General features: G+C 35.9%; 27 protein-coding genes, 1 tRNA gene and 1 other annotated feature. Of the genes, 13 read left to right on the top strand and 15 right to left on the bottom strand.

Going from position 1 to position 23,612, the window contains the following annotated elements:
* Nucleotides 1–28: 28 nt before the first annotated feature.
* The 4 genes from EL194_RS04135 to EL194_RS04120 form a co-directional block, all read right to left on the bottom strand.
* Nucleotides 29–613, bottom strand: a complete 585-nt coding sequence (locus tag EL194_RS04135; RefSeq protein WP_003775864.1) for a class I SAM-dependent methyltransferase — start codon at nucleotides 611–613, stop codon at nucleotides 29–31.
* Between the two features lie 24 nt (nucleotides 614–637).
* The gene (gene rplL, locus EL194_RS04130; RefSeq protein WP_003775867.1) at nucleotides 638–1,009 is read right to left on the bottom strand and encodes a 50S ribosomal protein L7/L12; all 372 of its coding nucleotides are present in this window, start codon (nucleotides 1,007–1,009) and stop codon (nucleotides 638–640) included.
* Nucleotides 1,010–1,031: 22 nt separating this feature from the next.
* Nucleotides 1,032–1,604 (bottom strand): 50S ribosomal protein L10, encoded by a 573-nt coding sequence (gene rplJ / locus EL194_RS04125; protein WP_013852483.1) that lies wholly within the window; start codon nucleotides 1,602–1,604, stop codon nucleotides 1,032–1,034.
* A gap of 34 nt (nucleotides 1,605–1,638) precedes the next feature.
* Nucleotides 1,639–1,752, bottom strand: a sequence feature (ribosomal protein L10 leader region).
* Between the two features lie 162 nt (nucleotides 1,753–1,914).
* Nucleotides 1,915–2,298 carry a helix-turn-helix domain-containing protein gene (locus EL194_RS04120; protein WP_003775870.1) on the bottom strand — a complete coding sequence of 128 codons (384 nt, stop codon included), beginning with the start codon at nucleotides 2,296–2,298 and terminating at the stop codon, nucleotides 1,915–1,917.
* A 159-nt stretch (nucleotides 2,299–2,457) separates the two neighbouring features.
* Here EL194_RS04120 and EL194_RS04115 point away from each other — a divergent pair, with 159 nt between their 5' ends.
* A complete protein-coding gene (locus EL194_RS04115; protein WP_003775872.1) occupies nucleotides 2,458–3,600 on the top strand; it encodes a TraB/GumN family protein in 1,143 nt (380 codons plus the stop codon).
* 33 nt (nucleotides 3,601–3,633) lie between these two features.
* Here the strand turns inward: EL194_RS04115 and EL194_RS04110 are convergent, their stop codons facing one another.
* Together EL194_RS04110 and EL194_RS04105 are read right to left on the bottom strand one after the other, a co-directional pair.
* Nucleotides 3,634–4,704 (bottom strand): NAD/NADP octopine/nopaline dehydrogenase family protein, encoded by a 1,071-nt coding sequence (locus EL194_RS04110; RefSeq protein ID WP_115354619.1) that lies wholly within the window; start codon nucleotides 4,702–4,704, stop codon nucleotides 3,634–3,636.
* Between the two features lie 95 nt (nucleotides 4,705–4,799).
* Nucleotides 4,800–5,996 (bottom strand): MFS transporter, encoded by a 1,197-nt coding sequence (locus EL194_RS04105; RefSeq protein WP_003775876.1) that lies wholly within the window; start codon nucleotides 5,994–5,996, stop codon nucleotides 4,800–4,802.
* Nucleotides 5,997–6,180: 184 nt separating this feature from the next.
* On the opposite strand from EL194_RS04105, the gene EL194_RS04100 reads away from it, so the two are divergent.
* Genes EL194_RS04100 through EL194_RS04085 form a run of 4 tightly spaced genes read left to right on the top strand, consistent with a single transcriptional unit; the run spans nucleotide 6,181 to nucleotide 10,216 of the window.
* On the top strand, nucleotides 6,181–8,106 hold the full coding sequence (locus tag EL194_RS04100) for a BglG family transcription antiterminator (RefSeq protein WP_003775877.1): 1,926 nt from the start codon (nucleotides 6,181–6,183) through the stop codon (nucleotides 8,104–8,106).
* A 12-nt stretch (nucleotides 8,107–8,118) separates the two neighbouring features.
* Entirely contained in the window at nucleotides 8,119–8,403 is a 285-nt protein-coding gene (locus tag EL194_RS04095; RefSeq protein ID WP_003775879.1) for a PTS sugar transporter subunit IIB, read from the top strand.
* 17 nt (nucleotides 8,404–8,420) lie between these two features.
* Nucleotides 8,421–8,867 (top strand): PTS sugar transporter subunit IIA, encoded by a 447-nt coding sequence (locus tag EL194_RS04090; protein WP_003775881.1) that lies wholly within the window; start codon nucleotides 8,421–8,423, stop codon nucleotides 8,865–8,867.
* Nucleotides 8,868–8,869: 2 nt separating this feature from the next.
* Nucleotides 8,870–10,216, top strand: a complete 1,347-nt coding sequence (locus EL194_RS04085) for a PTS galactitol transporter subunit IIC (protein ID WP_003775883.1) — start codon at nucleotides 8,870–8,872, stop codon at nucleotides 10,214–10,216.
* Nucleotides 10,217–10,272: 56 nt separating this feature from the next.
* Here the strand turns inward: EL194_RS04085 and EL194_RS04080 are convergent, their stop codons facing one another.
* The gene (locus tag EL194_RS04080; RefSeq protein WP_003775885.1) at nucleotides 10,273–10,992 is read right to left on the bottom strand and encodes a DUF695 domain-containing protein; all 720 of its coding nucleotides are present in this window, start codon (nucleotides 10,990–10,992) and stop codon (nucleotides 10,273–10,275) included.
* Between the two features lie 280 nt (nucleotides 10,993–11,272).
* Here EL194_RS04080 and EL194_RS04075 point away from each other — a divergent pair, with 280 nt between their 5' ends.
* Nucleotides 11,273–12,502, top strand: coding sequence for a MucBP domain-containing protein (locus EL194_RS04075; protein WP_003775887.1), 1,230 nt, complete (start codon nucleotides 11,273–11,275; stop codon nucleotides 12,500–12,502).
* Between the two features lie 320 nt (nucleotides 12,503–12,822).
* Here EL194_RS04075 and EL194_RS04070 read toward each other — a convergent pair whose 3' ends face one another.
* Nucleotides 12,823–13,728 carry a nucleotidyltransferase family protein gene (locus EL194_RS04070; RefSeq protein WP_003775889.1) on the bottom strand — a complete coding sequence of 302 codons (906 nt, stop codon included), beginning with the start codon at nucleotides 13,726–13,728 and terminating at the stop codon, nucleotides 12,823–12,825.
* A 183-nt stretch (nucleotides 13,729–13,911) separates the two neighbouring features.
* On the opposite strand from EL194_RS04070, the gene EL194_RS04065 reads away from it, so the two are divergent.
* Nucleotides 13,912–13,985 (top strand) — tRNA-Thr (locus tag EL194_RS04065).
* 69 nt (nucleotides 13,986–14,054) lie between these two features.
* On the opposite strand, the gene EL194_RS04060 is transcribed toward EL194_RS04065, so the two are convergent.
* On the bottom strand, nucleotides 14,055–14,624 hold the full coding sequence (locus EL194_RS04060; RefSeq protein WP_034886881.1) for a hypothetical protein: 570 nt from the start codon (nucleotides 14,622–14,624) through the stop codon (nucleotides 14,055–14,057).
* A gap of 246 nt (nucleotides 14,625–14,870) precedes the next feature.
* The gene (locus EL194_RS04055; RefSeq protein ID WP_003775896.1) at nucleotides 14,871–15,434 is read right to left on the bottom strand and encodes an Imm64 family immunity protein; all 564 of its coding nucleotides are present in this window, start codon (nucleotides 15,432–15,434) and stop codon (nucleotides 14,871–14,873) included.
* 137 nt (nucleotides 15,435–15,571) lie between these two features.
* Here EL194_RS04055 and EL194_RS04050 point away from each other — a divergent pair, with 137 nt between their 5' ends.
* From EL194_RS04050 to EL194_RS04025, 6 genes are all read left to right on the top strand, one after another.
* Entirely contained in the window at nucleotides 15,572–16,060 is a 489-nt protein-coding gene (locus tag EL194_RS04050; RefSeq protein WP_034886883.1) for a GNAT family N-acetyltransferase, read from the top strand.
* Nucleotides 16,061–16,151: 91 nt separating this feature from the next.
* Nucleotides 16,152–16,772: a TetR/AcrR family transcriptional regulator gene (locus EL194_RS04045; RefSeq protein ID WP_003775900.1), complete on the top strand. Its 621-nt coding sequence runs from the start codon at nucleotides 16,152–16,154 to the stop codon at nucleotides 16,770–16,772.
* Nucleotides 16,756–17,514: a phosphopantothenoylcysteine decarboxylase domain-containing protein gene (locus EL194_RS04040; protein ID WP_003775902.1), complete on the top strand. Its 759-nt coding sequence runs from the start codon at nucleotides 16,756–16,758 to the stop codon at nucleotides 17,512–17,514. The genes EL194_RS04045 and EL194_RS04040 overlap by 17 nt, the downstream gene beginning before the upstream one ends.
* Nucleotides 17,511–18,059 carry a flavoprotein gene (locus EL194_RS04035; protein ID WP_003775905.1) on the top strand — a complete coding sequence of 183 codons (549 nt, stop codon included), beginning with the start codon at nucleotides 17,511–17,513 and terminating at the stop codon, nucleotides 18,057–18,059. Before EL194_RS04040 ends, EL194_RS04035 begins: the two co-directional genes overlap by 4 nt.
* The gene (locus EL194_RS04030; protein WP_003775908.1) at nucleotides 18,056–18,811 is read left to right on the top strand and encodes a type III pantothenate kinase; all 756 of its coding nucleotides are present in this window, start codon (nucleotides 18,056–18,058) and stop codon (nucleotides 18,809–18,811) included. Before EL194_RS04035 ends, EL194_RS04030 begins: the two co-directional genes overlap by 4 nt.
* Nucleotides 18,801–19,415 (top strand): ECF transporter S component, encoded by a 615-nt coding sequence (locus tag EL194_RS04025; protein ID WP_003775909.1) that lies wholly within the window; start codon nucleotides 18,801–18,803, stop codon nucleotides 19,413–19,415. The genes EL194_RS04030 and EL194_RS04025 overlap by 11 nt, the downstream gene beginning before the upstream one ends.
* A 32-nt stretch (nucleotides 19,416–19,447) precedes the next feature.
* On the opposite strand, the gene EL194_RS04020 is transcribed toward EL194_RS04025, so the two are convergent.
* From EL194_RS04020 to EL194_RS04000, 5 genes are all read right to left on the bottom strand, one after another.
* A complete protein-coding gene (locus tag EL194_RS04020) occupies nucleotides 19,448–20,023 on the bottom strand; it encodes a GNAT family N-acetyltransferase (RefSeq protein WP_232013000.1) in 576 nt (191 codons plus the stop codon).
* A 276-nt stretch (nucleotides 20,024–20,299) separates the two neighbouring features.
* Complete coding sequence (locus tag EL194_RS04015; protein WP_003775915.1) at nucleotides 20,300–20,863, bottom strand: Maf family protein; 564 nt, start codon at nucleotides 20,861–20,863, stop codon at nucleotides 20,300–20,302.
* Between the two features lie 29 nt (nucleotides 20,864–20,892).
* Nucleotides 20,893–21,618, bottom strand: coding sequence for an NYN domain-containing protein (locus EL194_RS04010; protein ID WP_003775918.1), 726 nt, complete (start codon nucleotides 21,616–21,618; stop codon nucleotides 20,893–20,895).
* Nucleotides 21,619–22,953, bottom strand: coding sequence for a sensor histidine kinase (locus EL194_RS04005; protein WP_003775919.1), 1,335 nt, complete (start codon nucleotides 22,951–22,953; stop codon nucleotides 21,619–21,621).
* The gene (locus tag EL194_RS04000) at nucleotides 22,950–23,606 is read right to left on the bottom strand and encodes a response regulator transcription factor (RefSeq protein ID WP_003775921.1); all 657 of its coding nucleotides are present in this window, start codon (nucleotides 23,604–23,606) and stop codon (nucleotides 22,950–22,952) included. The genes EL194_RS04005 and EL194_RS04000 overlap by 4 nt, the downstream gene beginning before the upstream one ends.
* Between the last annotated feature and the right edge of the window lie 6 nt (nucleotides 23,607–23,612).

Raw genomic sequence — 23,612 nt, 5'->3', positions numbered from 1 at the left:
TATATATTATCACTAATGTGGGTTACAGTCAACGCTTTGAGGCACAATAGATGTAATATCCCTTTTCTTTTTTCAATAACTCGCAATTACCAAATAAAGCTTCGCATTTCGCTTGCGCAGACTTCGCTCCATGCGACTTACGAATCACAAAGATAAACATCCCATCTTTGTTCAAAACATCGTAAGCATTATCAAATAAAGAATACATTTTTTCCTTTCCAACACGAATCGGTGGATTGCTGATTACAAAATCATACATCCCATCCAATCCATCTTGAATTTTATTAATTCCATTCACATTATATTTTTCATAGTTTATATTGGCGAGTTCAACCGAACGCGGATTAACATCTACGCCCGTCATTTCAAGATCACTAAAGAAATGCGAAAGGATAACGCCAACAACCCCAATACCACAACCAAGGTCGGCAACCTTCCCTTTTAAGGGTTGGTCGACACAAACTTTGAGAAGTGCTTCGGTACCGCGATCGAGACCATCTTTCGAGAAAACCCCATCATCCGAGATAACTGAAAAACTAATGTCTAAAAACCGGAAAGGGATATCTCTCCGGTTTTTATTCAAATTAGAATTGTCTGTAAAGTAATGACTCACAGAATATCCTTCTTAACGTGTTAATTATTTAACTTCTACAACTGCGCCAGCTTCAACAAGTTTAGCTTTGATTTCTTCTGCTTCTGCTGGTTTGATGTTTTCTTTAATTGCTGTTGGTGCTCCGTCAACTAATGCTTTAGCTTCCATCATACCTAAACCTGTGATGTCGCGTAATGCTTTGATAACTCCAACTTTTGAACCTGAGATTTCTTTCAAGATTACTGAAACTTCACTTGGTCCTTCTTCTTCGCCAGCGTCTGCTGCTGCTGCAACTGCAACTGGTGCTGCTGCTGAAACTCCGAATTCTTCTTCGATTGCTTTTACTAATTCATTTAATTCTAAGATTGTCATTTCCTTTAGGGAAGCGATTAGTTCTTCTGATGTTAATTTTGCCATCTTAATATTTCCTCCTATTTAATTAAGCTTCTGTAGCTTCTTCTTTTACTTCTTCTACAACAGGTGCTTCTTCAGCAACTGCTGCTTCTTCAACAACTTCTCCGCCTTCTGTACGTTGTTCAGCAACTTGTGATACAGCGTAAGCAAAGCTTCGGATTGGTGATTGGAGCATTCCAGCCAACATAGCAACCATGCCATCGTGGTTTGGTAATGCTGAGAGTTCTTTGATTTCTTCTTGGTCTACTAAGTTACCGTCAACGATACCAGCTTTAAGGATTAACTTTTTGTTCTTCTTAGCGAAGTTAGCTAATACTCGAGCAGGCGCAACAGCATCTTCTCCAAACGCAACACCGTTAGGTCCTGTTAATTCGGATTTTAAACCTTCAAAGTCTGTGCCTTCGACAGCGCGTTGGAACATTGAGTTTTTATAAACTTTAAATTCAACGTTTTCTGCACGAAGTTGACGACGTAGTTCAGTCATTTGATCTACGGTTAGTCCACGGTACTCAACAATAACTGTTGATCCGGCATTCATTACTTTATCTTGAATCTCTGCAACAACAGCTTTTTTATTTTCTAAAATTTCTGTACGCAAATGATTCACCTCCATTCGATCTCGGAAATCAAATTAAACCAAAAAAATAAACCTATCCAAAAGACAGGTTCAAAAGTTTTATACTTTCACCTCGGTAACATTATTAAGGTTGCCCCGTTACTGTCTTTGGTTAATTGATAACATAGTTATTCTACCAACTTTAATCGAAAAGTCAAGATTTTTATGATATTAGTGTCTATTATTTCAAACAAATAGATCTAAGTTTTATTATCTCTGAATGATTGCATTTAATTTCTTTCTGTTACATAGAATAAGCGAACGCCCTATGCATCCGCTTATTTCTTTTCATCTATAACTCAGATTGGATTAAATGTGCTTTTTTTCGTAAGAACATAACCAAGTCATTAATAAGTCTAATTTTGTTTTCCTCATCAAGATCACGAATATCAAGACCAATTTCGTGATGTGTTCCACATAAATTCAATACATGATAAAACGCTAGATGTAAACTCCACTCATCAAATTCTTGCATATGCTTTGGTTTTTGACACAAAAGACACTCAACGGAAATATTCAATTCCTCACAAATTTTTACGAGATTTGAAATGTCAGGATTTGATATCCCTACTTCCCACTTTGCGACTGCTTGTTGAGAATAATTTACACGTTTCGCGAGCTCACGCTGCGTTAATTTTCTTTTTAATCGTATTTTCTTTAGATTAGCGTCTAACATCGTGCTCACCCCTCGAATTGATTATAATCGACAAGAAATGAAAAAAATATATCATTCTATTATTATATTCTTAAGTAATCTTAATGTTTACCCTCTAATTTAGTTCTGCTACTATGGGTGGCATTTATAATTTGTTATGATGATAATACGAGGTATATTATGAAGACAATAAAATTTAAAGATAAAACACTGCATTTTGTATCCACCGCTCACGTATCTAAGCAATCTGTTCTTGATGTTCAACAGGCAATAGAAACAGTACAGCCACAGGCTGTTTGTATCGAATTGGATGATAATCGAGCTCGAAATCTCATGGAATCTGATAAATATAAAGAAATCGATATTAAACAAATAATAAAAACCAAACGAGTTGGCGCCTTTATCGCTACCTTGGTTCTTTCTTCTTATCAGAAAAAACTTGCGGATGATCTTAATACATCAGTAGGACAAGAAATGCGACAGGCAATTGTAAGTGCTCAAGATGTCGATGCTTCAGTTCATTATATTGACCGAGATGTTCAAGTGACGTTTAAGCGTATTTGGGGTAATCTTACTTTCTTTAAGAAAATTTCACTCCTTTCCACACTCCTTTTCAGTGTCTTTGAAGATGATAATGTTTCAGAGGATGATGTAGAAAATTTAAAAGAGAGTGATTTGTTGTTTGAATCAGTTCGGGAGATGGATGAAAAACTTCCGGCAATCTCAAAAAGCCTTTTACATGAACGTAATGCCTTTATGGCCGAAAAGATTAAGGCGCTTTCCGAACAAGAAATCGTTATCGTCGTTGGAGCTGCACATACCGAGGGTCTTATTGAGTCACTTAATCATGAGCATTCACTATACGAGTTGAATCAAGTTCCTGCTAAAAAACGTTTTAATATTTCAGGATGGATTGTTCCTGGCGTTATCATCGCCTTACTTTTCGCCCTCACACTTAAAAATCCACACATGGCGCTTAAAGATCTTTTCGTGTGGTTTGCGTTAAGTGGTGGCCTTGCAACCTTAGGTGCACTCTTGTGCTTAGCACACCCCCTAACAATCCTTACAACCGCCCTTACGGCTTGGATCGGAACCCTTTCACCCGTTTTAGGTGTTGGTATGTTTGCCGGTCTTATGGAAGCGTATCAAAGACCGCCCACCTTTGAAGACTTCGATTCCTTGTCCGATCACGCTACCCAACCAAAAATGTGGTATAAAAATAAAGTATTACGTATTTTACTTATTTTTGTAATCACATCTCTATTCAGTTCAATCGGTACATTTATAGCTGGTGGTAATATTATTGGCTCATTATTCAAATAAAAAAGAGTTCAGTGCGAAGGCACTGACTCTTTTTTATTCTATGAATGCTTTTATTTGTTGAATGTTTAAGTCTTTAAGGCCTAAATCTTCCATGCTTGGTCCCATTGACCAACAATCTTTCTCTAAAATCGAAGAACCTAAGGTCACTAAGCTATCCATAACGGGTGCTTCAATATTAAGATGTGATGCAAATTTTGCCCAAGTAGCCAGTCCAAAGGGAATATCTTCAGAATAATATCTTCCCTTCACATCGGCAGGTCCCTTAATCGATGCAAAACTCGGGTTTTCTGAAATAACTTTATGAAGGTCATCTGATGCATCAGGTCCCCCAACACCTTTATTGACCGTTTCCGAATTGTAACCAAACGCTTCTAGAAGACGAATCCGTTCTTGATCTAAAATTTCTGTTGTCCGCACAACACAGGAAGTGAACCCTTCGGTATAGAAATAAAATTCACCTTGTGCTTTTTCGATGCGTCCTGCATTTAGAATACATCCTGGAACATGAATGACCGGATTTAAACTATTTAATCCACAAGCAACAACACTTTCTACAGGTTGTATGCCATCATAAAGTTCAGACAATAAGTGGCATACTCGGATTGTTTCTTTTGCGGGCAATACCCCTACTTTAAGAGGATTAAAGCGGCTCATAATCATTACATGTCCTGGCTTGATGATTCGCGTTGCATACGGAAGTGTATGAGCTTCTGCAAAAGCTACATTTGCTTGATTACCAACATCCTCCATGGCTTTTTTAAAGATTAAACTTCCAAATGTTCCAGGAACAATGAATACTGTTTGACCTTCCTTCAAGCATGGTGCAAGACGATAAGCATAATCCTTGTGAGCAAAGGCTGGTACCGCAACGATTATAATCTCTGCATCTTCAATACCTTTTTGTAAATCTGTTGTGACGGATTTAAGATTCGCAATACCATCCACAACACCTGTTACGTGAATTTGAAACGTATCAAACACCGTTTGCATATGATGTTTAAATCGAGCATCTTCAATTAAGTTTACGGAAAATCCTTTAAGTGTTAAATCTGCAGCTGCTGCATGAGCACCATTTCCTCCACCAATGATCGCAATATTTTTCATATTCATTCCTCCTTTTACTTATGATTATAGAGTGCATGATTCAATGTGTTCATGAAATGTAATAAGAGGCATCGTTTGTGTAACGATGCCTCTTATTATTTCATTCTTTTTTCTGGTTTTAATAAAATGATGAATGACAGGATAAAGATAACGCCCGCAAACATAAAGGTTGATGATGGTGAGATGGTATAAATTAAACTTGTTAGTAATGCACCAAAAATTTTACCCAACATTAAAAGCGAGTTATAAAGACCTGCAAGTTGATTTCCTTCCTCAACACTGTGTTTATTTGAGATAACTGAATTTTGAAGAATAGGAATCATTACTGTATACATACCAAACCATGCAAGTGCAAAACCAACAAATGGTTTTGATGTCTGGCTAAAACTTACAATGATCGCAAGCGAACCCATCGCAATAAACACTGTTTTTAAAAGTCCAAGCTCAACCCCTTGTTTTTTACGATTACGACGACGAATTAAAATCACATTCAATACAACCGCAAACAATCCCGTAATGGCTTTAATAATCCCATTTTGACTGGGTACGAAGTTAAAAATATCTTTAATATAATAATTAAAACTTTGATCAAATAATGTTGTACCAACGGAAGACGTGAAGGTCACAATCAATAAAATTAAGACCACATCTTTCATTAAATGACGTGATGATTGAAGAACTTTTAACGGATTCGAGTTGCGAATCATGGACCATTCCATTTTTTCTTCAATGTTTTCATGACTTCCTAAAATTAAATAAAACAAAATACCTAAAACAATTTGGAATAACGCTTGAATTACAAACGTAAGACGAACAGAGACATCACCCAAATATCCCCCAATAAAGAAACCAAGCGCAGCGCCTACACTTACAATAATTGAAGATATTGTAATGTAATGAGATTGACGATCTTCGGGCGCTTCATTCACAACATAACTCATCAGCCCAACTTGGAAACCACCCGCAAAGATACCACTGAGTAATCTCGCAAAATAAATACTGTATCGATTTAATGCATAACCAAATAACAGTTGAGCAATAGCATATCCAATCGATGAAATCATTAAAATACGCGTTTTCTTCATTCCATTTGCGACATTTGACCAAACAAGCGCAAATATAAAATTCGTTAAACACATCGCCGCAAAGGATAAACCAAAAACATGCGGAGGTAAATCCAATGATTTTAAAAGGGTTGGTGTTACGGGGTGTCCTAAATTCATCCCTATCGTTAAGAGTAAATTTAACACCACAAATATACTCATCTTGTATTTTTCAATCAATAACTTCACAACAATCCTCCACTAAATCTTCTTCGGTCATTATATCATAAGGCTTCTGGAATTCTTACCAACTCGCCTTTTGCCATGTCGCTACCTAACCGACTCAAGCCTTTGTGCATGTCCGTTGACAAAGGACAAACACGAACTGCACACTATAGAAAATAAAGTAAACTATGGATGAGAGGTGATATTGATGGAATTAACACAAAGACAAAATAGTATTCTTTTGTTGATAATCAATGCACATGATGCGATTACCAGCGATGATATTGCAACTGAACTGAATATATCGAGTAAAACGGTTCAACGGGAAGTTCAAGCAATCGATAGCATTTTAAAGAAACGCAACATGGCAATCACCTCGTTACGCGGTAAAGGTTACCTTATTGATGACTCCCATAAAAACGAAATGTGGAAAACGTATTTCTATAACGATGAGTTTGACAATAACGTATTACCGAATGTAAGACAATCTCGGGTTGAATGGATTATTCGTAAAATTGCGAATGGCACTTTGAATGGTACTTATTTTACATTAGAAGCCCTTGCTGATAATTTATTTATAAGTTTATCAACACTCAAAAGAGATCTTGTCAGTGTAAGACGTATTTTAAGGGAATATCACATCTTCCTTGAAAACGATTATAAGCGTGGTTTAGTCCTAACAGGTGATGAAAACAGTATTCGTCGCCTCATTAACGATTACCTTGTGTTGGAGAAATCAACCATTGATATCAACCGTATCATTGGTCAAAACACACCACGCATGGATATTATTGAACGCATCATTGTGACATGTATTCAAAAGTATCAACTCCATCTTACGGACATTGGATTTAAGAATCTTTCGATTCACATTGAAATTGCTTTAACACGTATTGAACAAGGTAAGCTGGGTCTAAGTAACACAACCACATCAATTAATACAGATTCAAACGCTTATTTATGTGCTGAAGCTTTAGCGGTAATGTTGGAAGAGGCATTAACCCTTAAAATTCCAGAAAGTGAAATCATAAATATTTATATCCATTTAAGTTCTCAAAAAAAACTCCATACAGATGTTGATAACATAAACTCAGAGTCCCCTCACAATCTACAAATTCTCAATGAAGCTCTCGATGACATTTATAGAATTTACGGTAGTGATTTCCGTCATGATGAAATTCTTAAACAGGGATTGATGACGCATTTAGAAAGTGCATTGAAACGCATTGAACTTGGCCTTTCGATTCGCAATGAATTATTGGATGAGATCGAGAAGAATTATCCATTTGAAATACAAATTGCGAAGGTTCTAGCCTTTCATTTCCTAAAAACAAACGCTATAGCATTTAATTTAGATGAAGTTGGTTTCCTCGCACTTCATTTCTGTGGTGCTCGCGAGCGGGCTCGACAAGACGAAAAGAGTGAGACAACACGCGCAATTGTTGTATGCACTACAGGAGTCGGTACCGCAATGTTGCTTAAAGCAAAATTGGAGTCTCAATTTGGAGATGCACTTGAAATTAAAAAAGTAAGTGCACTCTATCAACTTGATAAACACGATATGGATGATGTGGATTTACTGATTTCCACCGTTCATATTGATCGTAATTTAGGCGTTCCTACAGTTGTCGTTTCCGCAATTGTAACCGATCGTGATATCGCGCATATTAAGCGTTATATTAAAGGAAATCCTTCAAATTCGCATTCTGTCGCTGATTTATTCGACGAGAAACTATTTATTGTAAATCCTGACACGCAATCGCCTCAAGAACTTCTTGAAATGATGAGCCAGAAAGCCCTCACTCTCGGCTATATCGATAAAGCGTGTCAAGAGTCAATTATAGAACGCGAAGCGCTTGGTTCTACTGAAGTCGGTAACCTCGTTTGTATCCCTCACAATATCGAAGGTTCTGTATACCGACCCTCCATCGTGGTATGTGTTCTCGATAAACCCATCCCGTGGAAATATGATCACGTTCAACTTATTCTCATGATTCTCATTGATCAAGACCATCGCACGCATTATTCCGATTTATTCGCGGAACTCTATTCAGAAATTGACCATCAATATAAAGTATCAAACATTATTAGAAATAAGAATATTGCTTATATGAAATCGCTCTTTATTGAGTAGGAAAGGTATTTTATGAAAACTATTATTGTAGCATGTGGATCAGGGATCGCAACAAGCACTGTTGCCACATCAAAACTTAAAGCAGGACTTGAAGCAAAAGGCCTCCTTGATCAAGTTAAATTTATTCAAACTTCTCTAGCTGAATTACCATCCATCGCATCCAATCAAGATGTGATTGTAACTACAGCACAAGGTGGAGAAGGTTATGGTATTCCCGTAGTGTCCGGTCTATCCCTCTTAACAGGTATGGGTGCTCAAGCAACGATTGATAACGTAATTGAAATCCTTGGCTTATAGAAAACGTGGTGATTACAGTGTTTAATGAAGATTTAGTATTTTTAGACTTAAAAGTTTCGTCTCAAGATGAATTATTTGATGTTATGAATCAACATCTCTTAGATCTTGGATATGTTAATGAAGCGTATTTAGATGCACTTAAGGAACGTGAAGCAACTTATCCTACTGGACTTGCAGCACCTGTGTGCAGCGTCGCAATTCCCCATGTAGATTCAAGTTATATTCATAAACCTGGTATTGCATTTGTACGTGTATCACAACCGATTTCATATAAAGAAATGGTTACCGATAACGACCTTGAAGTAAAACTATTCTTTTTCTTACTTGTGAAAAACAAAGAAGAACAAGTTCAAATCTTAAGCAAACTTATGGGTACATTCTCGGATGATGATTTCTTAAATCAATTATTACAAGGAAAAACGAACACAGAAATTTTAGATATTTTAACTAAAGGAGTAGCATAGTCATGTCAATTTTAAATTTTATTGTTGATCTTGGTCCTGCCGTAATGATGCCAATCATCTTTACCCTCTTTGCCTTAGCGCTTGGAGTTAAATTTAGTAAAGCATTCAAATCAGGATTAATGGTCGGTATTGGTTTTATTGGATTGAATATCGTTATTGAATTACTAACAAAAAACTTGGAACCAGCTGCAAAGCAAATGGTTGCGAATTTCGGTCTTAACTTAACAGTTCTTGATGTTGGTTGGCCGGCTGCAAGTGCTATCGCATTTGGTTCAGCTGTTGGGGTATTAATTATTCCTGTTGGAATTCTGGTTAACATTATTATGTTATCTACCAAAACAACAAAAACGGTTAACGTTGATATTTGGAACTTCTGGCATTTTGCCTTTACAGGTTCTCTTGTATTTATGATTACCAATGATTTAATTGTTAGTCTTTTAATGGCAGCATTTAATATGGTGATAATTATGGTTATTGGAGACCGTACCGCTCCGCTTGTTGAAAAACAACTTGGTTTACCTGGTATTTCAATTCCGCATGCATTTACCGCATCATTTGCACCAATCGCTTATGTTTTAAATGCAATTATCGATAAGATTCCTGGTATTAATAAAATTAAGCTTGATGAAAAAGCATTCCAGAAAAAATTTGGTATGTTTGGTGATCCAGCAATTCTTGGTACATTTGTTGGGATTTTATTAGGTCTTGTTGCTGGTTATGATTTCAAAGGCATTACAAACCTTGCAATCGTTATGGCCGCAGTTCTTGTCTTAACACCAAAAATGTCTGCAATTCTTATGGAAGGTTTAATGCCTATCAGTGAAGCAGTCCAAGCTAAAATTCAAAAGAAATATGGCGAAAACTCAAATCTTCTTATTGGACTTGATTCAGCAGTTGGTGTTGGTAACCCTGTTACCCTTACAATTTCACTTGTAATGGTTCCTATTACAATTATTCTTGCCTTTATTATTCCAGGTAATCAATTCTTACCTTTCGCAAGTCTTGCAGGTTTACCATTTATGTTTGTTTTAATTGCACCGCTTTGTGGTGGAGACTTCTTCCGTACTCTAATCGTTGGAATCTTTACCGTATCCATTGGTCTTTTAATCGGTACAAACATTGCGCCAATCTTTACTGAAGCTGCGAAAGCAGCCAACTTTGCAATCCCAGGTGGTTCTGCATTGATTTCAAGTATTGATTACGGTAGTTCATGGTTACCATTTATGATGGTAAAACTTGTTGAATATAAATGGGTCGGTGTTGCTATTGCCGGTGCTATCTCAGCGGTTCTTATGGTTTGGAACCGTAAGTTAATTCTTAAAGAACAAGCAATCAAAGATCAAGCTTAGTCTTTAAAATATATAAAAAAGGATTGAAATCGGTATTGTGCCGACTCAATCCTTTTTTATTTATGGACGCTACACTTCCAACCTTCGTAATATCCGTTATATTGATTGGTCAGGGTTACGATGTGTTGTGAGATGCCATTCATTGTGGGTAATGTCGGTACAATCGAAGCGATCATACGTGTTTGAATCATGCCATCTTCCCGTGGTTCAAGGGTAAAGCTATCCGCAAATTGTTCAAAGTGTTGACCAAATTGTTGGGCATCTTCATGACGTTCAAAAACTGTTAATACCTCTACATCACGTTCTACTTCAAAGCGTTCACCCTCGTTCTCTAGGTTTAAACAAAGATTTTGATTGTAGATGATTGCGATTTGAAATTCATTTGGGTAAAGTACACTTTTGTAGATTTCAAAATCATCGTGTTCGCGAACAATGACCCCGATGACTTCTTCGGGGAAGTGTTCTTTGAGGATAGACTCAAGCGCAATACAATCTTTAGAGACAAAGAAATAGTCACACACATCATTTCCAGTTATAGCACCGATAAACTGAACATCCATAGGACTTAAGAGATCGGTTATAGCGACCTCAAACGTTTTCAAGGCATCAAAAGCTAGTTCCGTCGGAAATCCATTGTCTCGCCCCTTATACGGCTTTCTAACGACATAGAGGTGGGGATACCCTTCCTCGAAAACAAGTGCATTAAGATCCACACGAACACTGTGTGGTTTTTCATCCATTATTAGTGGATAAAATTGAAAATTTGATTCATACATAACATTAACCTACTTTCATTAAGATATCATTATGATACGGTATTTCATTATTTTTTTCTATTACTATAAACGATTAGAAATTGCCTCATTAACTCATTCCCTGATTTAAGGTTGTTTTTTCCTAATTTAGGCATTATCACTTAGATCATTCATAGAAATAGAATATTATTTATTCGAGTAATTAATAGTTGTACCTATAACAATAGCCTGCGAACATCCTAAGTTCACATTGAGCCGATACAATTTTTATACCTTCAGTCTAAGAAAGAGGAGGAATTATATGTTTAAAAAAATAATATCAATAAGTTTGATGTTTATTTTAGTGTTTGTGGGCACAAATAAAACTATAGCTGCTCAAGAACCTGAGAAAGAGACAATTACCGTTTATTCTACAGAAACCGAAGAATGGAATAACCTTTTAAGTGGAAAAATGGGAAGGGCTGAAAATAGAATCGGAGATGTGTTAGATTACACTGGTGGATATTCGGGTCTTTCATATCTCAACTATCAACTACTTTTCACAACAGCAGATTATGACTTGATGGACTTTAAAGTTTATATCACTAGCTTTTCAGATAACAAAAAAACCCGAGAATATGAATATGATAACGGTGTAAGATGGCTTGATAAAAAAAATAATAACGAGTATTATATCGTGCCTCGTGACTATCCCCAAAACAATAAGGGAGCAATCGAAGCCATTAATTTCCCTCCTAACAATGATAATTACAAACAAATAATTGTCAAGACAGAGGAAGAGGCACAAGCATTAACAAATATTCATTATAAAGTAAATGTAGGTGACACTGTTCTAGAAATCACATTAGGGGATTTATTAAGTAACTCAGATACACATTTCCATATGGCTAGCTTTATGGGGTTAACACGGAGTGGAAGTTGGACATTTAGTGATTTTTACATGTCCACTGTATTTAGAGCAACCTACGAAAAAGAAATCGAACCTTCGAAGGGCGCAGATATTTACGTAAACTATATTGACGAAGACAACAACCATCTTCATCCGCAGAAAACACTCTCTGGTAACATTGGAGAATCCTATACAACCGAAAAAGAAGAGATCCCCGAGTACACCTTCAAACACATACATGGAGAACCGGATGGCGTCTTTAGTGACATCCAACAGGAAATCACATATGTCTATTCGAAAAACATTAAAGAGATTACAGTTTCAAACACACCTGTTAATGATGATATCGCAATCACACCTGAGGTAATCAACATTCGTCCGACTCCCGAAAGTGGAGTTACGAAACCACCTCATATTGAAAACCTTGTAAAACCTACACTTAATCCAGTTGAAACAATTGTAAATAGTGTCGAAATAGTTTTAAAAACAAACACTGAATCTGATGTGAAAAAAACACCTGTTGACACATTACCAAATGCAGGAGTCACAAAAAAACAAAAATTTTCTGGACTACTCCTTTTAAGTGCCGGTGTTATCTTATACAATACGAAGAGAATAAAACGAAATAAGAATTCTAAATAGATTTAATTTTATTGAATCTTTTCTTTATAGATATTATTTACAATGAACGTTAGATTTTTTTAACTATATGAAAAAACCTCTTGAAACGGAGTATTTATCAATACTTATCGAACAGGAGGTTTTCTATTTGTGGTTGTAGACATAGTATTCGGACAACATTATACACTCTAAAGTAATACTCCTACCTCATTGCTTTAAACACCAACACCATTAGAATAAAAAAAGCATTACCATCTGAATAATCTTCAGACGATAATGCTTCACTCTTTTTTTATTTCACTATTCACAGAAGGTGATAAATTTTAAACTAAAGCTTAATTTTACGCTTTATCCCAAAGTTTTTCTGGGTATGTACCATCTTCTTGGAACTTCGCAAACTGTGCAAGAACCATTGGTTTATCTTCTTGATATGTAACACCAAACCAGCGATCTGGAGTATCTAAGATTTTAACGGATAATTTACCGTCATTGATTAAAGATCCCACATCATTCGGTAGAAGTGCTTCTGATTTCATAGGGTTCTTCGCAACTTCTTCTTTTAAGAATGTTTCGAATTTTGATTCCATTAAATCAAAGATTGCAGGTGTAAAGCCCCAGAAGTTCATTGAAACTTGTGTTCCATCAGCAATCAAAGTTTCATCAGGTCCTCCGACAACACCTTTATCTGTACGCTTAATGCCATCTGTTTCCACAATATCTGTTAAGAAACCATCAACATTCTTACATACACCACGTGTTACTGTACCGTTGTCTGTAATTGTATTGTCCACAATGTATCCCATCATTGCAGCCTGTTGATCTGTAACATCTTCATTTAAGAAACGTGCCATTTCTACAAAAGCAGCTTTTCCGTAATAGTCATCTGCATTGATAATCATAAAAGGTCCTGAAACCTGGTTACGAGCAGCAAGCAACGCATGTGTTGTTCCCCAAGGTTTTTCACGGCCTTCAACCCCTTCAAACCATTCAGGAACATCACTTGTACTTTGGAAAGCATATTCCACATTGATAAACGGTCTAATTTTCCCAACAAGTTCTGCTTCAAAAATTGCTTCATGTTCCTCACGAATAATTAATACAAGTTTATTAAATCCTGCTTGAATTGCATCATAGATTGAAAAGTCGATGATTGCCTCGCCATTTTTTCCGAATTTGTCAATTTGTTTTAATCCACCGTAACGGCTTCCCATTCCGGCAGCTAATATTACTAAAGTTAAGTCCTTCATACTTGCCTCCTATTTTTTAACATTGTACCACAGTTATACCGCTTTCATCAGTAAAAGTTACTTCTAAAAATTAGTAAAGCATTACTAAATAATGGTTATTCTTAACTAAACAATTATTCCACCAAGATTATTTAAAATAGTATTTGATTTTTTGAATTACATTGAGTATTATAGTAATGCAATGCCGCCATAGTTCAATGGTAAAATAGAGCAATGGTAATGCTCAGTTCCGAGTTCGATTCTCGGTGGCGGCACCATTAAAATTAAAACAAAGCACGTATTGGTTATTCTTTGACCACTACGTGCTTTTTATTTTTTTATTGTGATTATGATGATGGTCGTTCAAGAATCAAGGCTGAATTAAGTTTTAGATACTCCCCGTCCTTAACATAAATCGTAACTGTATCCGTAAAATTATTATTCTCAAGAATATCGTCGACATTATGATCGGACGATGTTGTGATTTCATAATAACCACTTAATTCAGTTTTTAATTTATACGTTCCAGCATCTAAATGTTCCCCAATCTTATACATGCCATCTGCTTGAGGCTTGAGTTCTGGCGAAGCTATATAAGGATATATAAGTGCTCTTGAAACCTCAATTACTTCATTCTCATTTAAAGTGATAATTGAATTCCCTTTAAAATTGTCGTTGCTCTTAATCTGTGATGAATTTTGATTTCTTATTTCAAAATAGCCTTCTTGATCCGTAAGAAGCATATATTCTCCTGGATCTAAATCTGTTCCCACAATATAGTTTCCACTCTCATATGGAAATTCTTGAGGACTCTCACCCGCATCAAATGTAACTAAGTAATATAGACATGCGCATGCAACAATTAATACGAAAATACTAAGAATAATTCTTCTTTTAATTTTTTTAGTTTCTTTCATGGACATCTCCTCCCAAACAGTACTAAGCATACTTCTTTTATCCTTTAAATACTGCCCTTTTCTTGTCCATATTGGATAAAAACCTGAAATGATACTACGATTCGTAATACCTTTAACAGTTTCCTACTTACTGGTGCTTGCCGTTTTCTTTATTTGAGAAACAGAATCGATTCAAGCACATATTTATTAGATTATAATTCTATTATTTCATAAAAAAACAGATCTTAAAGACCTGTTTTTCGTTGATTAATGGGACCCTCTTAAGGTAAAACCATCAAGATACCATTCTGCATAGACCGTATTACGATCATTCATTTTGAAAAGTGCATAGGGTTGATGACCTACTTCGAGTAAGCGTTGTTTTGAATAGAGATATTCCGCTTCACTATCGCAGAATAAATACTCATACTCCACATTACGATCAATAATCTCAAAAATATGAGTCATTAATTGTGTTGTTGCTTCTAAATGTTCTACACTTTTTTCAGGTAGAAGATGCTCTTCCACAATATCAAATTTTACGACCAATGCATCCGTCTCATTGGTGATACTCATGCGTGTTTCCACATCTTTATTTCCAATCTTAAATTCGATATCAGCGTAAGATGTTCGGTAAGCAAGTTTTTCGATTGTTGTATAGATATTTCCATCCACAGTTTCGGTAATCCAATCGTGATAATCACCGTCTTTAGGATGTGTAATTTCCATTTTAGTTTTATAACTGTCCACAAGATCCAGGATATTTTCAATTTGTCCAATTGTTTTATCTGAGGCTTCAAGTACAATACCAAGTCCTATAATTGTATTCATCGTATCCTCCTTTAAAGTACAACAAATATACAATACCTATTCCTTTATGTAAAGACACACGCGCATTTCAATTTTCCATAAACATTCACCAAGTGCCACGCTTACACATGATAGACTGTTTTAAAGGAGGGGTAAATATGAATACAAAGAATCAACCTGCTTTTATACACTTATCAGAATCATTACATCTTGTGAAATTTGATGTATTGTCGGATGAAGCTCGATCCTGGATGGAAAATGAAGATTTGATGTTTGCTCTTCGCGGAGATCGGATGATTTTTTCTGATCAAGAAGTTGCGTCTTATTATACAAATCTCGCTGAGAATGGCGAACTTTATTATATTGAAATTCTAAACGGAGACACCTTTCATCAATGCGGAAGTGTCGCACTGATAGGAAATCAAATAAAAATTATTGTTGATCCGAAATATCAAAACCAACATATTGGAACCTTTGCTGTGGAAGGCTTGTTATTTCGAGCAACCGTATTAGGCATCCCACAAATATTTGCACAAGTAAGAGACCACAACACCTTTTCATTGAAGCTATTTCAAAACCTTGGTTTCAAGATTATTGACGAAGCCGATCAGGTCATTACGATGTGTTGTGATACTAAGCCATTTTAATGGCTTTTTTATTTGTACTTGACTTAATGACATCTGTGTCATAAAATAAATCTAGAAAAATGACACAAGTGTCATTAAGTGAGGTGTTTCAATGACTCGTGTTTCAAATGAAGCCATGCGCAAAGCAAAATATGAACTTATTCTTGAAAAAGCACGTCTTGTCTTCTGTCGCAAAGGTTATGCAGGCGTTACGATGAAAGATATTATCGAGGAATGTGAGATTAGTCGTGGAGGAATTTACCTATATTTCAGCTCAGTGGAAGAGATATTTAAAGATGTCGTCTTGTCGCGAGAGCGTCGTAAATTTGAAGGGATCCGGGATTCAGTTCATCAAAATGTTGATTTTTTGGAACTCTTGGATGCTTATTTTTTAACACAGAAAAAGCGACTGCTGAATATGAGCGAGAGTTTGTTACGAGCAATGTACGAGTACCATTTCACTCATAAATCGGAAGCAGATTTTGCTTTTAGAGAGGCTCAAGTTGATAATATTCGAAATACACTTGAAGAGATGTTATCTCTAGGTGTAAAGCAGAACTATGTTGTGAACCCTAATATTGATGCACTCCGTGATCATATGATGTTTATGATTGAGGGTTTAAGTGTCTATTCACTTTTAGGGGGACTTACTGAAGCAAATGTAGATGAGCAGTTTAAACAACTGCGCGCAATGATCTTAGCAAAGGATGTCTCTTATGAAAACAAATTATAATGTTTGTATCACATCGGGAGGAACTTCAGAACCCATTGATACAGTTCGACGCATCACCAATACTTCTACAGGTCGTTTAGGTAGTAAAATTGCAGATGCTTTTATTGAAGCCGGTGCAAATGTTTATTATGTTTATGCCAAAGGCAGTGCCCTCCCTACGTTGGCTTGTAGACAATATGAGGTCGATACGGTTGATTCCGTATCGGAAGTTCTTACTCTGCTTTTTGATTCTGTTTCCTTTGATGTCATGATTCACGCAATGGCGATCAGTGATTATGAGGTTGACACAATCTCTTCACTTGATGCCATGTCTACAAGTATTCATGCGCTACTAGCGCAAACACCTAAACCATCTCAAGAAGAAATTAAGCAAGCATTACGGGATTCAAAAGAACCAACACGTTCGAAGATTTCTTCAGCAAATAAAAATCTTGTACTTACCTTGAAGCAAACACCTAAGGTCATCAATCAGCTTAAAGCAAAGCAACCGAATGTGTTTCTAGTTGGTTTTAAATTATTATCCAATACTAATTTAGAATCACTGAAGAACGCTGCTTTTTCTCAAATTAATCAAGCGGGAAGTGATCTTGTCGTAGCGAATCGTTTAGAAGATATTCACCACAGTGAACACATTGCTTACTTTATTGATACAACAGGCTTGATTCACCAAGCGCATACCAAGGAAGAGATTGCCTCTTCACTTGTACAAATACTCTATAAAAAGAGTAAGGAGTCGATATGAAAACAATTTTATTAGGTGTCAGTGGTAGTATTTCAGCCTATAAATCTGCTGATTTAGCCAATGAACTTACAAAAAGAGGTTATACGGTTCATGTGATTATGACCCATTCTGCACAAGCATTTATTACCCCACTTACATTACAATCACTAACTAAAAATCCTGTTCATTATAATGTCTTAAATGAAGATGATCCACATAAAATCATGCACATAGATTTAGTTAAGTCAGCAGACTTGTTATTGATAGCACCCGCAACCGCAAACATCATCGCGAAAATCGCTCATGGTATTGCCGATGATATGTTATCCACCACTACATTAGCAGTCCATGGTATTCCTAGACTCATTGCTCCGGCCATGAATACTTATATGTACGAAAATGAGGCAACATCTGATAATCTAGAGCTCCTACGTAAACGCGGATGGATTGAAGTTGAACCGCGAAGTTCTTTATTAGCCTGTGGAGATTATGGTAAAGGTGCACTCGCAGAAATCGAAACCATACTCGCGTGTGTTGATGCCGCTTTAGAAGGAGTTACAGCATGATTTGTGTGATTAATATTGGTAACACCAATACTGCATTTGGTTTTGGGGATAGCGATTTGACTGATCAATTCACAATCCCTACCCATGCTTATCAAACTCAAAACGATTTTCTTAAATATTTTGAAGTTCAAAATCGACACAAACACATTGATAACTGTGTTATCGCATCGGTGAGACCTGATAAAACAGAATTAATTAAACACTCGATGGATTCATATTTCAAACTAAATGCTAAAGTTTTAGAACATGGTGATGATTTTGGAATAGACTTCTCCCTTTATCCCTACGGTAAACTCGGAATGGACCGTATTATCGCTTTGTACGCCGCAAAAGAACTTTATGGGGAGAACATTGCAGTTTTTGATTTAGGGACTGCCACAACGGTTAATGTGCTCTCTGACAATCAATTTAAAGGTGGCGCCATTATGCCTGGTGTTCGTCTTGGCTTAAGTGTCCTTGGAGAAAAAACAGGTCTTCTACCAACCATTAATCTTAATGATACACCCCATTATCTCGGATTAAATACCGAACAAAATATATTATCTGGAGCTTTATTTGGCACTGCATCCGTTTTAAAAAACTATCGTGAACTTATATCCCAAGACTATCCGAATACCACGTTTGTTGTTACGGGTGGAAATTCGAAAGCAATTTTACCCTTATGTAATGCTCCATGGAATTTTCAACCCGACTTATTACTACAAGGTCTCCTAACATGGTGGACACAAAAAGGACGTACTTATGAAAGCTAAAAAGAAAACTTTAAACTACACACTCTTTACCCTCTTTGCCGCAATTATTATCTTACTCTCAATAACGCCCCTTGGTTTTATACATCTTGGTTTTATCAAGGCTACAATTGTCCACATTCCAGTTATTATCGGATCAATTATCTTAGGACCAACAGCAGGCGCTGGATTAGGATTAATTTTTGGTATAAACTCAATCATCAATAATACCATCAGCCCATCCATACTATCCTTTGCATTCTCGCCACTGGTTCCCGTTATCGGAACGACTTCAGGAAGTCCGTTTGCATTAATAATTGCACTCCTTCCTCGAATATTGGTAGGGATCGTTCCTTACTATATTGTAGAAAGTCAATTCATTAAAAAAGACTCAATTCGCCTTGGTCTAGCTGGTTTTATCGGTTCAATGACGAATACAATTTTAGTTATGGGCCTCATCTATTTACTCTTTAAAGATGCTTATGGATCTGCACGCGGTATAGAAGGTTTAGCTGTCACTAAAGCAATTCTTAGTGTAATCATTATTAACGGGATTCCAGAAGCGATTGTATCCACTCTAATTACCATTCCCATTACAAAAGCACTCTATAAAGTACGCAGGAAATAAAAAGAATCTCGAGCTGATCGAGATTCTTTTAATTATTCGATATATAATTTTGTGTACTTTTCTAATAATGATTTTGGCAAGGTGAATCCATACATTTCTTTAATTTTATACCCTACATCTACATTATCAACATCTTTACCAATAGGAAGATATAACAAATTATAGATAACACCATAGGCTTCCCAAGTATATTCAGTGATTATAGAGTCATTTTGTTCGTAAAAACCAATACGTTTTGTGCGAGTGATGCGATCTTCTTCTGTCTCAGCCTTATCCGGTCTTTCACTCTCAATCAATAATCCATCAACATCAAGTGTTTCTCGTATCTTTTGTAAGAACAGTGTTCCAATTCCTTGACCACGTCTCGCTTGCGTCACAGCATAATAATCGAGAAGCGCAACGCGCCCATCTTCATCAGTTATAAAGTTTGCGTAAGCAAGAAGTACATCATCTTCAACCATCACTAAAACCGAATAACGACCATCTCTAAACATTCTTTTAATACTGTGTAATGATCTCAATTCATCATCTGGGAAATCGTTTATCATAAAATTGTTGTAGATGGGAATGAACGCCTCATAATTTAATTCCTTTATTTCGTAATCCACAATAACACCTTCTACTTTCATTTTGTATCTATATCATGACACATTGAGACAAATAAGCAAATGCGAAAAAAAATAACGTTTTATCCGCTATTTTATCTAAAATAAAAGATGCCCCACGCACCTTTTATTCCTTCATTTGAAAGGCATGATAGTTTTGCTACCAATAGTTATTACTCCCTTACAATACCTTAAGATATTGAAATTTAGGTTAAATATGGAACAAAACTTATAATTTTTGATATAAAATGCATAAAAAAAACGAATTGCTTCGTTTTTTTACCACTCGTTGTGGATTAATTCTTGATTTACTCGAGAAATTGGTAGACCCATTACAGAATAGAAGTCACCAACAATTTCTTTCACAAATACAGACCCAAACCCTTGTATACTGTAACTGCCAGCTTTATCTAAAGGTTCTTTGGTCGCAACATAAGCGTCGATTTCTGCTTCTGTAAGTTCAAAGAATTCAACTTCAGTTTTAACTGAGAATACACGTTTGCATTCTGATGAAACAAGACACACACCTGTAATGACGTCATGTTTTGATCCAGATAATTTCATTAAAGTATCTTTTGCGTCTTCTTCATTTTTTGGTTTCCCAAGAACTTCTCCGTTGAGCACAACTACGGTATCCGATCCTAGAACAACACAATCTTGATAATTCTCAAAAACACTCAATGCTTTTTCTTCAGATATTTTTTCTATTTGTCCTTCCACTGTAAGCGATGAATCAAGGGTCTCATCACTTGTCGGTGATACAACATTAAAAGCCACCCCAAGTTTCGTTACTAATTCTCGTCTTCTTGGTGATTGACTCGCTAAAACTAATTTCTTATGCATACAAATCCTCTTTTCACTTACATTATAAACTATTTGTTTCGGATGTACACATGTTTAACATTACTATTTGGAATCCGTCTTTCATCGATGTCGAATTGTCCTAATGCTTTGATCAGCGGTGTTAATTGATAATATCCGTAGTTTCTCGGATCAAAATCCGGTTGTTTTTTCATAATTAAATTTCCTAAATCACCCATAAATACATAACCATTGTCATCTGCGAGGTCATTAATCGAAGATGCAATGAGTTGGTGAAGCTTATTCTTTTTGTCTACCGAAAGTTTAGTTTTGGAATCAACACTTTCAGTTTCAACAAGATCGATAATCTCAATATAAATAAACTTGTCACAGGATGCGATAAAGGCACTTGGAGTCTTCTGTTCCCCAATTCCAATCACATACTTCCCTGCCTCCCTTAAACGCACAGCAAGGCGCGTAAAATCACTGTCTGAAGAGACAATACAAAAGGATTCAACATTTCCCTCATACAAAATATCCATCGCATCAATTATCATCGCAGAATCCGAAGAATTTTTCCCGGTGGTGTAAGAGTATTGTTGGATAGGAGTAATTGCATGTTCCAACAAATGACTTTTCCATCCAGAAGCTGTTTGTTTTGTCCAGTCTCCGTAGATTCTTTTTACGGTAGGTGTACCATAACGAGCAACTTCTCTTAATACGCCCCCTATATTAGCATATGGAACGTTTTCAGCATCAATTAATACTGCAATGCGTGAATCAATTTTTTGTTTCATTTAAATTCCTGCCTTTCTAATTTCAAATATAACGCCTTCATCGACGTTTGAAGCACTTACTGTATAACCATAATTTGTTGCGACTTTGTTGACGATCGAAAGTCCCAATCCAAACTGACCGCCTTCGCCTTTTTCGTATGCATTAAAGATTTGTTCTGTTCGATTTTCATTGATAGTCGAGCCATCATTATATACTGAAACGTAATTATCTTTTAGTGTGATGATAATTTTAGTCTTAGCATATCGCAAAGCATTGTCGAGAAGATTCTCAACAACAACACGCCATGGCTCCTCTGTACCAAAGAACACATTATGTTCTTCCGCATTTAAGATTAGTTCAATTTCGGGTCTTATTTGACTTGAGGAAACAATTACAGATTCAATCGTTTCTCTCAATTCTATATTACTGTTCTGATCGATTTGTTCATGAGTCATATAATCCATGCGATTCAACATCAATAGATTATATACTTTTTTCTCTAATCGATCGGCATGTTGAATGATTACATCCACTGATTTTTCAAGTGTTTCGTAAGGATACACACCGTCTTTAATTGCTTCACTATACGATTTAATCGTCGCTATCGGCGTTTTAAGATCGTGTGATATGTTTTGAATCATTTCTTCTTTAACACGTTCCTGACGCTTTAATTCCTCATTCATTTCCACAAGAACATCAGCCAACTCACCAATTTCATCATGACGTTCAATATTTAACTCCGCATCTTCGTTACGCTTAATTTTCTCAATATACGCACGTATTTGATTTAGTGGATGAATAATATAACTAACCCATACGAGAAGTAGTAGAAAAACAACACCAATTATTATCAAGATCATATTAATAACGTTATTAAGTAATAACGATTTAAATTCATTCTGATAATTTCTAGAAATTAAGGTTGCGATGCTTGCTTGCTTATCTGGAATATTAGTAATTGTATAAAGACTGCTATCTTTAAAACGATAGTTAATACTCTGTTCAAGCTCAACTGCATCCATTTGGATCTTAACTTGTTTTAATAAATCGACGTTAATGAGACTCAATCCATTTGATTTTATGCTTCCATCTTTATTTCGAATGACATGGATGATATTTGGATCATTTGCTCCATATAAATCAACATCATCTAAGCCACGTTTATAGTTGTAGATAACATTTTGTTGTGTTCGATGTATTAAGTCATACATTTGTTTATCAACAAATTTATCGATATTTAATGACAACGCTCCGAAAAAGAATACTAAAAAGAAAGCAAAAGTAAAAACAACAATTGCAATTAATTGCTGTGTTAACGATAGCTTTCTTATAAACTCACGAATATTTCTCATCATCCAAGACGATATCCGAATCCGTATATTGTTTGTATATTAAGACCAGGCATTTTTTTTCGAAGACGTCTCAAGGTATCATCTACAACGCGATCTGAACCAAAATAATTGGTTTCCCATACATGAACAAGAATTTGCTCACGTGTAAAGGCAACACCTCTATTTTTGACGAAAAGCATCAAGAGATCAAACTCTTTTGTTGTAAGTTCAAGTTCATAGCCATCTTTGCTCGCTTTACGTTGTTTCTCATCAATGACATAACCATCAACTTCCGTTTGAAGGTCTTGATTATAAGAACGTTTAATAATGTTATTAACCCGCAACACTAGCTCTTTGGGTGAAAAAGGTTTCGTAATGTAATCATCACTACCCTTTTCCAAACCAATAATTCGATCAAATTCTTTATCTCGTGCAGACATAAAAATTACCGGAGTAGCAGGCGAATGCATTTTAATGCGTTCAATCAAGTCAAAACCACTCTTATCATCAAGCATAATATCCAAAATCCATAGATGAACATCGTCATCTTGAACATGGGCATTCGCTTCATCATATGTGTAATAAGAGCGGACTTCATAACCAGCGTTTTCTAAATAACTCTTTACAAGTTCATTTAAATCTTTTTCATCTTCTACAATACTGATCACATATTTCATATTATC

Origin of the sequence: Erysipelothrix rhusiopathiae, assembly GCF_900637845.1 — a bacterium.
Classification (GTDB): Bacteria; Bacillota_I; Bacilli_A; order Erysipelotrichales; family Erysipelotrichaceae; genus Erysipelothrix; species Erysipelothrix rhusiopathiae.
The sequence above is the reverse complement of the archived record's forward strand: the minus strand, read 5'-3'. Positions and strand labels throughout refer to the sequence as shown.